The 12,054-nt window shown below is 68.3% G+C and carries 9 protein-coding genes; 3 read left to right on the top strand and 6 right to left on the bottom strand.

Going from position 1 to position 12,054, the window contains the following annotated elements; translation table 11 throughout:
- Positions 1–3 precede the first annotated feature (3 nt).
- Complete coding sequence (locus tag AB0L89_RS32405) at positions 4–675, top strand: TetR/AcrR family transcriptional regulator C-terminal ligand-binding domain-containing protein (RefSeq protein WP_365148996.1); 672 nt, start codon at positions 4–6, stop codon at positions 673–675.
- A gap of 88 nt (positions 676–763) precedes the next feature.
- Here the strand turns inward: AB0L89_RS32405 and AB0L89_RS32400 are convergent, their stop codons facing one another.
- Positions 764–1,369, bottom strand: a complete 606-nt coding sequence (locus AB0L89_RS32400) for a YdbC family protein (protein ID WP_365148993.1) — start codon at positions 1,367–1,369, stop codon at positions 764–766.
- A 33-nt stretch (positions 1,370–1,402) separates the two neighbouring features.
- A complete protein-coding gene (locus AB0L89_RS32395) occupies positions 1,403–2,224 on the bottom strand; it encodes an arylamine N-acetyltransferase (RefSeq protein ID WP_365148990.1) in 822 nt (273 codons plus the stop codon).
- Between the two features lie 56 nt (positions 2,225–2,280).
- Between AB0L89_RS32395 and AB0L89_RS32390 the strand changes: the two genes are divergently transcribed.
- Entirely contained in the window at positions 2,281–2,958 is a 678-nt protein-coding gene (locus AB0L89_RS32390; protein WP_365148987.1) for a TerD family protein, read from the top strand.
- 194 nt (positions 2,959–3,152) lie between these two features.
- Here the strand turns inward: AB0L89_RS32390 and AB0L89_RS32385 are convergent, their stop codons facing one another.
- Both AB0L89_RS32385 and nrdR read right to left on the bottom strand, forming a co-directional pair.
- Positions 3,153–6,050 (bottom strand): vitamin B12-dependent ribonucleotide reductase, encoded by a 2,898-nt coding sequence (locus AB0L89_RS32385; RefSeq protein WP_365148984.1) that lies wholly within the window; start codon positions 6,048–6,050, stop codon positions 3,153–3,155.
- Between the two features lie 138 nt (positions 6,051–6,188).
- Positions 6,189–6,734, bottom strand: a complete 546-nt coding sequence (gene nrdR / locus AB0L89_RS32380) for a transcriptional regulator NrdR (RefSeq protein WP_306334840.1) — start codon at positions 6,732–6,734, stop codon at positions 6,189–6,191.
- A 518-nt stretch (positions 6,735–7,252) separates the two neighbouring features.
- On the opposite strand from nrdR, the gene lexA reads away from it, so the two are divergent.
- Complete coding sequence (gene lexA, locus AB0L89_RS32375; RefSeq protein WP_030778599.1) at positions 7,253–8,038, top strand: transcriptional repressor LexA; 786 nt, start codon at positions 7,253–7,255, stop codon at positions 8,036–8,038.
- Between the two features lie 133 nt (positions 8,039–8,171).
- Here lexA and AB0L89_RS32370 read toward each other — a convergent pair whose 3' ends face one another.
- Complete coding sequence (locus AB0L89_RS32370; protein ID WP_365148980.1) at positions 8,172–10,142, bottom strand: ATP-dependent DNA helicase; 1,971 nt, start codon at positions 10,140–10,142, stop codon at positions 8,172–8,174.
- A gap of 40 nt (positions 10,143–10,182) precedes the next feature.
- On the bottom strand, positions 10,183–12,054 hold the full coding sequence (locus AB0L89_RS32365) for an IucA/IucC family siderophore biosynthesis protein (protein WP_365148977.1): 1,872 nt from the start codon (positions 12,052–12,054) through the stop codon (positions 10,183–10,185).

The raw sequence follows: 12,054 nt of genomic DNA, 5'->3' as shown, positions 1-12,054 counted from the left end.
TCAATGGCGGACAAGCCTGTCGCGGCCGGCCGGAGCGGCGGCGCACCGAACACCGGTGAAACGGAAGCGGCACCCCCCGCACCCGGCACCCGCCGCCCGGGAGGCCGCACGGCCCGCACCCGCGCAGCCGTGCGCGACGCCGTACTGAGCGGTCTCGCGAGCCACGGCTACCCCGGCCTCACCGTCGAATACGTGGCCGATCACTCAGGGGTGCACAAGACCACGCTGTACCGCCGCTGGGGCGGCCTCGAAGGGCTGGTCGCCGACGCCCTGGACATGGCGGGCGAGGACGCGTGGACCCCACCGGACACGGGCAGCCTGGAGGGCGACCTGCGCGCACTCGCACAGGAAGTGGTCGATTCCTTCTCGGACGACGCGGCGGCCGCGGCGCCCACCGCCTTCATCGCGGCGGCCTTCCAGTCGGCACGGGCAGCCGAAGCCCTGCATGCCTTCTACGTCGAACGGTTCAGCCGCTGCGAGGCGGTCGTCACCCGGGCCGTGGCACGCGGCGAGGCGGCCCCGGACACCGACGCCGCCGCACTCGTCCGTGCCGTTTCCGCCCCGCTGCTGCTCCGTCTGTTCATCACACGCGAGCCGATCGACACGGCACTCGCCGAGCAGTCGGCGGCCGCGGCCCTGGCCGCCACCCGCGAAGGCGCCTTCGCCAGAAGGTGACGGCAGGCTCACCCGAAGCGCGGGTGCGCCGGTTCCGAAGTCGGCAGCGATACAGGGGTGTTGATCGGAACCGGCCAGACAGACACGCTCACACCGTCCACGACGGCTCCAGATTCACGATGTCACCCGCCAGCGCGGCGACATCGGCCTCCGTCTGCGCCCGCAGCGAGAGACGCTCCACCCGCTCTGCGCGGTACTTGCCGTGCTCGGCGGCCGACTGCCACATGGAAAGCACCAGGAATTCATGGCCGGGTGCCTCTCCGAAGAGGCCGCGCAGCATTCCCGGCGAGCCGGCCATCGCGGGGTTCCAGACCTTCTCCTGCATCAGGGCGAAGTGCTCCACCCGCGCCTCACGGACCCGGCAGTGCGCGACGCGCACCACGTCCGCGTCCGTGAAACGCGGCTCGAACCCTGTCTTCACATCGAAACGGTGATCGAAGAGCTTGGCCTGCAGGTCCTTGTAGGTGCCCGCCTGCGCGGCCGCGAGACGGTCGTGCGAGCGAGCCATGAAGGAGTCGTAGAAGGCGCGGCTCTCCCAGAAGGCAAAGACATGGGCGACGCCCGGCCTCCCCCGACTCCACCCCCCGCCTTGCCCCCGGAACCCCGGCTCCCCCAACAGCCCCGCCCACTTTCGCTGCCCTCGTTCGAATCCCCGACGGTCGACCACGGTGCAGCGAATCCACTTGACCAGCACCGCGCCATCGTACGGCGCGGAGCATGGCCAGGGTCACGCTCCGGCGTAGTGCACCCGGATCAGCTCAGCCGAATCAGGAGCATCCAGCTCGACACCGAACTCCCGTACGAGAACATCCGTCAATTCGCCCACAGGAACGGCTCGTTCCTCGGCAGAACCATCGGGACGCGTCACCGTCAGCTGATCACCCACCAGCCTTCGGCGGAGCTCCGGGGCGGCCATCTGCACCACCGGACGGCGGATGAAGGACGACCTGGGGTGGGTCGACGTGTAGTGGTTCATCACTACGTAGTCGACAGGAAGACGCCGCTCCTGGGTGTAGGCGTAGAGCTCGAACCATCCGTCGGGGCGCCATGTCCGCAGCACCAGGACCCCTTCGTCCTCCTGCTGGAGATCGAAACGCCACTCTCCTTGTTGCACTTCGACACCGACACGCATCGGGATCGGTTCGAGCAACCCGTCGCCGCCGAACCCGACGTCGCAGTGCCACGCCTCGCCGTCCACCTCGACCTTCAAGAGCATGTGCGTCACCGCGCGCGTGGAGGACGCGCCCGCCCTGACGCGGGCCCCAAGTCCGGTGACGTCGAAGCCGATGCGCTCCAGTGCCGCGGCGAAGAGCAGGTTCTGTTCGTAGCAGTAGCCGCCCCGCCGCTTGCGCACGAGCTTGTCCTCAAGTGCCGCCAGTTCCAGTGGGACCGGACGGCCGAGCATCATCTCGAGGTTCTCGAAGGGGATCGCCGTCACGTGCGCCCGGTGGAGCGCGCGCAGAGTGTGCAGATCCGGCTTCGTCGCGTCCGTGTGCCCGAGTCTCGCCAAGTAGGCGTCGAAATCGAGTTCTTCCCCGTTCCATGTCATGAAGCAATGATCACCGCGACCGCGCTGGTCACCAACCCGATTCACTCCCGGCTCAGTTGTCTCTCCTGACCAGAAACGCTACGCCGTTGTCAGTCCTGCGTCGTAGCGTTGGTGTTGGACACACCTGGGGCGTCCACAGCCACCGGTCACGAGGAGGGGGAAGTCCGTTGAGCAGCGTCAGCAAGGGGATCAAGAAGGTCGAGGTCGGCCTCAAGTGGGATCCGAGCCCGATCGGGGAACCGGCCAACGACCTCGACATCATCGCCGCGACGTACACGGCCGACGCTCCGTACGGCAGTCCTGTGTACCTGGTGCACTTCGACAGTCGCTCCCCCGACGGCACCATCAGCCTCAACCGGGACAGCAGGACGGGCCAGGGCTTCGGTTACGACGAGGTCATGACGCTGGAGCTGGACCGGCTCGCTCCCACGCTCACCCGGGTCGTGGTGGGCGTCGCCATACAGCAGCATGAAGAGGAGAAGGTGTTCGGCGACATCACGAACGCCGCGTTCCGTATTCGCGAAGGCCACACGGACCTGGCGCTGAACAACCTGGCAGGCGTCTCCGGATGCAGCGCCTCGACCATCGCCGAGTTCACCCGGGACGCGTCCGGAGCATGGTCGTTCCGCGAGGTCATCCACGGCTTCGACGCCGACCCGACGTCGTTCGCCTCGCGCATGGGAGGCGAGCTCATCTCCTTGGACCAGGACCCGGCGGGCCCTCCAGCCACCTGAGGCGAGCTGTCCCTGACGCGAGCCGTCTCCGATACGGGACGCCTTGAAGCGGGGCGTCCTTGCTGCGGACCATCCCTGAGTTCCTCACCAGGCCTCGCAGGACCCAGTGGCACAAACGCCAAGGGCGGTGGCGCCGAGAAATCGGCACCACCGCCCTGACCGGTCAGCTCAGCCCCGAGAGGCCGATCCCGGGATCAGCTGCAGCCGCTGGTCGAGCCGCAGCCCTCGCAGATGTAGCAGGAGCCGGCGCGCTGCATCTTCGTACCGCAGGAGAAGCACAGCGGCGCGTCGGCCTGGATGCCCAGCTGCATCTCGACGAGCTCGGCGCTGGTGTGCGCCTGCTGCGGAGCAGTCTGGGGCGCCTCGACGACGTCCGCCTTCGGCGCGGAGACCGCCTTCAGGGACTCGGTCTGCCGCGGGGCGGACTGAGCCAGACCCTCGACGTCGACCTCGTCCTCTGCGGGCTCGTACGAACCCGTCTCCAGGTGACGCTGACGCTCCTCGGCGGAGTGGATGCCGAGCGCGGAGCGGGTCTCGAAGGGCAGGAAGTCCAGCGCCAGGCGACGGAAGATGTAGTCGACGATCGACTGCGCCATCCGCACATCCGGGTCGTCCGTCATACCGGCCGGCTCGAAGCGCATGTTCGTGAACTTGGAAACGTACGTCTCCAGGGGCACGCCGTACTGCAGACCGACGGAGACGGCGATGGAGAAGGCGTCCATCATGCCCGCGAGGGTCGAGCCCTGCTTGGACATCTTCAGGAAGACCTCGCCCAGACCGTCGTCCGGGTAGGAGTTGGCGGTCATGTAGCCCTCGGCGCCGCCCACCGTGAAGGAGGTGGTGATGCCGGGACGGCCCTTCGGGAGACGCTTGCGGACCGGGCGGTACTCGACGACCTTCTCGACGGTCTCGCGGATCGCCGCCTCGGTCTTCTCGGTGATCTCCGCCTTCTCGTCCTTCTTCTTCGCGGAGAGCGGCTGACCGACCTTGCAGTTGTCGCGGTAGATGGCGAGCGCCTTGACGCCCATCTTCCAGGCCTCGAAGTAGACCTCTTCGACGTCCTCGACGGTGGCGGTCTCCGGGAGGTTGACCGTCTTGGAGAGGGCGCCCGAGATCCACGGCTGGATCGCGGCCATCATGCGGACGTGGCCCATCGCCGAGATGGAGCGCTCACCCATGGCGCAGTCGAAGACCTCGTAGTGCTCGGTCTTCAGGCCGGGGGCATCGATCACATTGCCGTTGTCGGCGATGTGGGCGACGATCGCCTCGATCTGCTCCTCCTGGTAGCCCAGGCGACGCAGCGCCTGCGGCACGGTGCCGTTGACGATCTGCATCGAGCCGCCGCCGACGAGCTTCTTGAACTTGACCAGCGCGAGGTCGGGCTCCAGGCCGGTGGTGTCGCAGGACATCGCGAGACCGATGGTGCCGGTCGGGGCGATGACGGACGCCTGGGAGTTACGGAAACCGTTCTTCTCGCCGAGACGGAGCACGTCCTGCCAGGCCTCCGTGGCGGCGGCCCAGATCGGCGTGTCCAGGTCGTCCATGCGCACGGCCACGCCGTTGGCGTCGGCGTGCTGCTTCATGACGCGCTTGTGCGGGGTGGCGTTGCGGGCGTAGCCGTCGTAGGGACCGACGACCGCGGCCAGCTCGGCGGAACGCTTGTACGACGTACCCGTCATCAGCGAGGTGATGGCGCCGGCGAGGGCGCGGCCGCCGTCGGAGTCGTACGCGTGGCCGGTCGCCATGAGGAGGGCGCCGAGGTTGGCGTAGCCGATGCCCAGCTGACGGAAGGCGCGGGTGTTCTCGCCGATCTTCTGGGTCGGGAAGTCCGCGAAGCAGATCGAGATGTCCATCGCGGTGATGACCAGCTCGACGACCTTGGAGAAGCGCTCGGCGTCGAAGGACTGGTTGCCCTTGCCGTCGTCCTTCAGGAACTTCATCAGGTTCAGCGAGGCGAGGTTGCAGGACGTGTTGTCCAGGTGCATGTACTCGCTGCACGGGTTCGAGCCGTTGATCCGGCCGGACTCCGGGCAGGTGTGCCAGGCGTTGATGGTGTCGTCGTACTGGATGCCGGGGTCGGCACAGGCCCAGGCGGCCTCGGCCATCTTGCGGAAGAGGGACTTGGCGTCGACCTCTTCGATGACGTCACCGGTCATGCGGGCGCGCAGACCGAACTTCGAACCGGTCTCCACGGCCTTCATGAACTCGTCGTTCACGCGGACCGAGTTGTTGGCGTTCTGGTACTGGACGGACGTGATGTCGTCGCCGCCCAGGTCCATGTCGAAGCCCGCGTCGCGCAGGGCGCGGATCTTCTCCTCTTCCTTGACCTTGGTCTCGATGAAGCCCTCGATGTCGGGGTGGTCGACGTCGAGGATGACCATCTTGGCCGCGCGGCGCGTGGCGCCACCGGACTTGATCGTTCCGGCGGAGGCGTCGGCACCGCGCATGAAGGAGACGGGGCCAGAGGCGTTGCCTCCGGAGGAGAGCAGTTCCTTGGAGGAACGGATACGGGAGAGGTTCAGGCCGGCGCCGGAGCCGCCCTTGAAGATCATGCCCTCTTCCTTGTACCAGTCGAGGATCGACTCCATGGAGTCGTCGACGGCCAGGATGAAGCAGGCGGACACCTGCTGCGGCTGGGGCGTTCCGACGTTGAACCAGACCGGCGAGTTGAAGCTGAAGATCTGGTGCAGGAGGGCGTACGCCAGCTCGTGCTCGAAGATCTCCGCGTCGGCGGGCGAGGCGAAGTAGTTGTAGTCCTCGCCGGCCTTGCGGTACGTCTTCACGATGCGGTCGATCAGCTGCTTGAGGCCGGTCTCGCGCTGCGGGGTACCGACGGCCCCGCGGAAGTACTTGCTGGTGACGATGTTGACCGCGTTCACCGACCAGAAGTCGGGGAACTCGACGCCACGCTGCTCGAAATTGACCGAGCCGTCGCGCCAATTGGTCATGACGACGTCACGGCGCTCCCAGACCACCTCGTCGTACGGATGCACGCCCGGGGTGGTGTGGATGCGCTCGATACGCAGACCCTTGCTGGCCTTGGATCCCTTGGCGCGGGAACCTCGTGCCGGGCCGCTCGTCGTCTCGGTCATGCCGCCTCCCTGTATCAGGCTAAAACGCCCTGAAGTGCCACGTTCTTCCCGTGGCACGGATGTGTGTCTTGTGTTGCGGGCACCCCGAAGGGACACCCTCAACAGGTCTGGTTCGCCGCCGGCCGGTCGGTCAGCCGGTCAGTCGGCGGCAGTGGCGGGCACCGGGACTTCGACAGTCCCTCCGGGCCCGCAGTCGTTCACGACGCGCTCTCCGTCCGCGTCGCCCGGCTCCGCGTCGAGCCGCTGTTCCCTCAGCTCCCCGATGGCAGCCTCGAAGTCCTCGAGCGAGTCGAAGGCCCGGTACACCGACGCGAAGCGCAGGTAGGCGACGAGGTCGAGCTCCTGCAGCGGACCGAGTATGGCAAGGCCCACGTCATGAGTGGTCAGTTCGGCGCTTCCGGTGGCGCGCACCGCCTCTTCGACCCGCTGGCCGAGCAGAGCGAGAGCGTCCTCGGTCACCGGCCGCCCCTGGCATGCCTTGCGGACGCCGTTGATGACCTTCGTACGACTGAAGGGCTCGGTCACGCCGCTGCGCTTGACCACCATCAGTGAGCACGTCTCCACGGTCGTGAAACGACGGGAGCAGTCGGGGCACTGACGGCGCCTGCGGATCGACGTGCCGTCGTCGGTGGTGCGGCTGTCGACTACGCGGCTGTCGGGGTGCCTGCAGAAGGGGCAGTGCATGGAACTCCCAACCCTCCTTCATGGCACGACTCGTCAACCTCAACGACCCTTCGGGGCCCTCGAAGCAGCCCCAAGCATAGGCGATCCCCGAGGCCTCGAAAGACCAGGGACCACAACTTCTGGGCCGCTGCAGCAATCCAACCACTAGATCTGGGGTTTGGCCGCTTTTCTTGCCCTGCGCGTGTCGCGCCGTCCCAGACCGCGCCAGAACCGCCCCAGAGCCGCATCAGGCACGTAAAGCCGCCACTCGCGCCGCTCGGGACAGGGGGCCGGTACCGGGTTGACGGGGTGCCGGGTGGCAGTATGGGAGTGCCACCGAGGGGCTCACGGCTCCGGCGGTGAAGCGTACCGTAATCAACCGAATTGCCATTCGGCCCGAGCGCAAGCCATACACCCGGACACATGATCACGTCAGGTAATCTGCGATTTTTCACTCGAACGTGTGTTTGGCGCAACCTTTCGAAAGCAACTACCGTTGGCTAGCTAGGGAGAGAACATCTCGAGAGGGGCCGACCGACGTGACCACCACCGCAGACAGCGCCACCATCACTGCCCAGGACCGCTCCCAGAGCCGACTCGAGCCGGTGCATGCCATGAATGACGCAGCCACGAACCAGGAGGGGCCCAAGCCCACCCGCTCCCTGCCGGGCCGACCTCCAGGAATCCGCGCCGACAGCTCCGGCCTCACCGACCGGCAGCGCCGGGTGATCGAGGTCATCAGGGACTCCGTGCAGCGACGTGGCTACCCGCCGTCGATGCGGGAGATCGGCCAGGCGGTCGGACTGTCCAGCACCTCCTCGGTCGCCCACCAGCTGATGGCTCTGGAGCGCAAGGGCTTCCTGCGCCGCGACCCGCACCGCCCGCGCGCGTACGAGGTGCGTGGTTCGGATCAGCCGAGCAGCCAGCCCACGGACACCACCGGCAAGCCGGCCGCTTCGTACGTCCCGCTCGTCGGCCGCATCGCAGCCGGTGGCCCGATCCTCGCCGAGGAGTCGGTGGAGGACGTCTTCCCCCTCCCCCGGCAGCTCGTGGGTGACGGTGAGCTCTTCGTGCTCAAGGTCGTCGGCGACTCGATGATCGAGGCCGCGATCTGCGACGGCGACTGGGTCACGGTGCGCCGCCAGCCCGTCGCGGAGAACGGCGACATCGTGGCCGCCATGCTGGACGGCGAAGCCACGGTCAAGCGCTTCAAGCGCGAGGACGGGCACGTCTGGCTGCTCCCGCACAACTCCGCATACCAGCCGATCCCCGGTGACGAGGCGACGATTCTCGGCAAGGTGGTCGCGGTGCTGCGGCGGGTGTGAGCCTCCGCCCCTGACCGGGCCCCGGGACCAACTGCGCCGGTTCCGGGGCCCTGCTGCGTCTTCCGGGGCCCCTGCCGCGTCCGGGGCTCCGGATCCGCGAAGGTGCCGCCACAGCGGCGGCACCCGAGGAGTCCTAGGCTTCCTCCGCCTTCGCCGCGGCATCGATCGCGGCCAGGGAGCGCCGCGCCTGATTACGGTCCGTCGTGTACCAGAAATCGGGCAGCGAAGCCTTCAGATAGCTTCCGTAGCGCGCGGTGGCCAGACGGGGGTCCAGGACGGCGACCACTCCCCGGTCCCCCGACGCACGTACGAGACGCCCCGCGCCCTGCGCCATCAGAAGGGCCGCATGTGTGGCCGCGACGGCCATGAAGCCGTTGCCCCCGGCATCGTCGACCGCCTTCTGGCGCGCGCTCATCAACGGATCGTCGGGGCGTGGGAACGGGATCTTGTCCATGATCACCAGTTGGCAGCTGGGACCCGGCACATCGACGCCCTGCCAGAGCGAGAGCGTCCCGAAGAGACAGGTCTGCGGGTCCGCGGCGAACCCCTTGATCAGCTCGCCCAGGGTCTCCTCGCCCTGCAGGAGGATCGGCATGTCCAGGCGCTCCCGCAGCTCCTCGGCGGCGCTCTGGGCCGCACGCATCGAGGAGAACAGCCCGAGCGTGCGCCCGCCGGCCGCCTCGATCAGCTCGGCCAGCTCATCGAGCATGTCGCTGCGAGTGCCCTCGCGCCCCGGGCGGGCCAGGTGCTTGGCGACGTACAGGATGCCCTGCTTGCCGTAGTCGAACGGTGAGCCGACGTCGAGGCCCTTCCAGACAGGGGCGTCCTCGGACTCGGTGCCCTCGGGGGCCAGGCCCAGCGAGGCCCCGACCCCGTTGAAGTCACCGCCGAGCTTGAGGGTGGCGGAGGTGAGGATCACCGAACGGTCGGCGAAGAGCTTCTCCCTGAGGAGCCCCGACACGGACATGGGGGCCACCCGCAGGGAGGCGCCGAAGCGGTCGTGGCGCTCGTACCAGACGACGTCGTACTCGGAGCCGTTCGTGATGCGCTCCGCGACACTGTGGATCGTCTCCACCGAGGCGAGCGCCTGCTTGCGGACCGCGTCCTCGTCCTGGACCGACTTGTCCCGGGTCGAACCAATCGCAGTGATCACCGTGCGGGCGGCGTCACGCAGAGCCATGAGCGCGTACCCGAGGTCTTCGGGGACCTCTTCCAGGCGGCCGGGCAGAGCCAGCTCCATCACCCGCTCGAAGCCCTCCGATGCGGTCTGCAGCTGGTCGGCCGCCTTTTCGTTGACGAGCTTGGCCGCGCGGCGCACGGCACGGTTGACCTGCCCGGGGGTCAGCTCCCCCGTGGCCACGCCGGTCACACGGGACACCAGCTCATGGGCCTCGTCCACGATCAGCACTTCGTGCTGGGGCAGGACCGGGGCGCCCTCGATGGCGTCGATCGCGAGCAGCGCGTGGTTCGTGACGACGACCTCGGAGAGCTTGGCGCGCTCACGGGCCGCTTCGGCGAAGCACTCCGCTCCGTAGGCACACTTCGAGGCGCCGAGGCACTCCCTGGAGGAGACCGACACCTGCGCCCAGGCGCGGTCGGAGACCCCCGGGGTGAGGTCGTCGCGGTCGCCGGTCTCGGTCTCGTCCGCCCAGTCCCGCATCCTCAGCAGGTCCTGGCCCAGCTTGCTGGTGGGAGCGGCCGCCTCGAACTGGTCGAACAGTCCCTCCTCCTCTTCCTGCGGCACGCCCTCGTGGAGGCGATGCAGGCAGAGATAGTTCGAGCGGCCCTTGAGCATCGCGAACTGGGGGCGGCGGCGGAGCAGCGGATGCAGTGCGTCCACCGTGCGCGGCAGGTCCCGCTCCACGAGCTGGCGCTGGAGGGCGAGGGTGGCCGTGGCGACCACCACACGCTCTCCGTGCGCCAACGCCGGGACCAGATAGCCGAGGGATTTACCCGTGCCGGTACCGGCCTGGACCAGCAGGTGGGAGCCGTCGTCGATCACCTCGGCGACGGCCTCGGCCATGGACACCTGGCCAGGGCGTTCCGTGCCGCCGACAGCGGTGACGGCGGCGTGCAGGAGCTCGGGGAGGGAGGGCTTCGTCATAGCCCGACCACCCTACGGTGCCCCACTGACAATCCGGCGATCAATGCTGATGGAGGGGGTTGGGCACGGTGCCGTGCACCGCGGCGTGCGGGCGCTGGGGGCGGTCTCGGTATCCGTCGAGGTGGAGGCGGTTCCGGTTGAGGCACAGCCGCTCGATACGGGGCGTGAGCAGGTCGAACATCTCGTACCGCTCCTTCAGCTCCGGGGCGCGCGCCTGGTGCCTGAGGATCTCGGTCCGTAGGAGTGACCAGAAGTCGGCCTCCGTGACGCCCAGTTGTTGCTCGTACAGCGGCGCGAGGTAGCGGAAGACGCCTACGAAGAGGCCGGAGTGGATGAACTGCGTGAGGAACCCGGGGGGCTCGGTCAGCAGTACGTCGCGCACGTCGGCCGGCATCGAGGCGTGCTCGGGAAGCGGTACCGCGCTCACGTTGACGTCGTCCACGAAGTCCTTCACCGCGAGCCTGGCAGGCACCTCCTTGTCGTCGAAGACGACGATGGTGTTCTCTCCGTGAGGGGAGAACACCGTGCCGTAGCGGTAGAGGAACTCCAGCAGTGGCGGCATCAGGGCGGCGAAGAGGCGGCGCAGCCAGACGGCGGGCGCCAGGCCGGAACGTTCGACGAGCTCGGCGACGAAGGCCCTGCCGTCGGGGTCGGTGTGCAGTAGCGAGGCGAGGGTGCGGGCACGCTCTCCCGGGGCGAGGTAGCGGGTGATCGGTTCGCGCCAGATGGCGCCGAGCAGTTCCCTGTACTGGTAGGGGACTTCGGCAAGACCGTCGTACTCCGGGTGCTTGACGGCCACCGATGCCACTTCGCCCAGAAGGATCACTCCGCACTCGTCGCGCAGGAAGGGGTCGGTGTCGCGCAGGGCGTGCATCCATGCCGTGACGGCGGGCGCCGCGACCGTGCGCTCCGTGGGCAGACCGCGCCACACCAGGGTGTTGAGGACCGACAGCGGCAGCTTCACGGTGTGCCGGTCGGGCCGGGAGACGTTGAGGAACGTGCGGATGGACTGCTGGGGAAGGCGCAGATCACCATCGCTGCAGAGCGGGACGATGGCGTCGGACGCGACGGTCGAGGCGAAGAGCGGAAGTACGACCTCGTCCCACTGCCAGGGGTGCACCGGAAGGTAGAGATACTCCTGGGGGTCGCATCCCCGCGCGCGGAGTAAGTCCTCGAAGGATTGCTGGATGTCGGGGGGAAGTTCGCGGTCGTAGAGCCGCTGCGCGGTGTCCAGTCCCCCGACTCCCCGGTACACGGCGAGATCGGTGTGGACGGCGATCCATGGGAGCGTCGTGGCGCGGCGGGCCTCGGGGGCCCACTGATCGGTGTCGCTCGCGGAGAAGCCGATGCGTCCCTTGTTGAGGACGAGCCAGGGGTGGCCGGTCTGGTGTCCTTCGAGGTCCGCGTAGCCGAGGTCGGCGAGCTGGGCGGCGCTGAGGGCCGTGTGGGCGATGCGGGCGTCGGCGCTGAGCGTGACGGTGAGTTCGCGGATGAGGTGGCCGAGCGTGGCACCGTCCAGGCCCAGGGTCCGACGGGCCAGGACGAGGAATCGCAGCGGGTCCCCGAAGGGGAGCGCCGGGTCCTCGCCCTCGGCTAGGGCCAGCCCTGCCGTGTCGACGTACCAACTGCCGTACGAGCCGCGGCGCGCCCGGAAGGTGAGGCAGTTGCCTCCGCGGTCCTCGGACGCGCCCGCGGATCCGTCCGGTTCGGGAGGTTCAAGGGGAAGCCGGTAGGTGCCTTCACCTCCTTCCGCCGCCGGCATGGGCCGGATGATCTCCTCGTACGCGAACTCGCCGATCATCTTGGCGAGGAGACGGCGCCCGGCCCCTTGCCATCTGTCCTGGGTCAGCTCGGGCGGGTCGTAGAGCTCCGCGGCGGGGCGGGAAATCTGGCTGGCGGACGGATTCGGCAC

The organism is Streptomyces sp. NPDC052114 (genome assembly GCF_040680155.1).
Lineage (GTDB): Bacteria > Actinomycetota > Actinomycetes > Streptomycetales > Streptomycetaceae > Streptomyces.
This window is presented reverse-complemented; position numbering and strand designations above follow the sequence as displayed.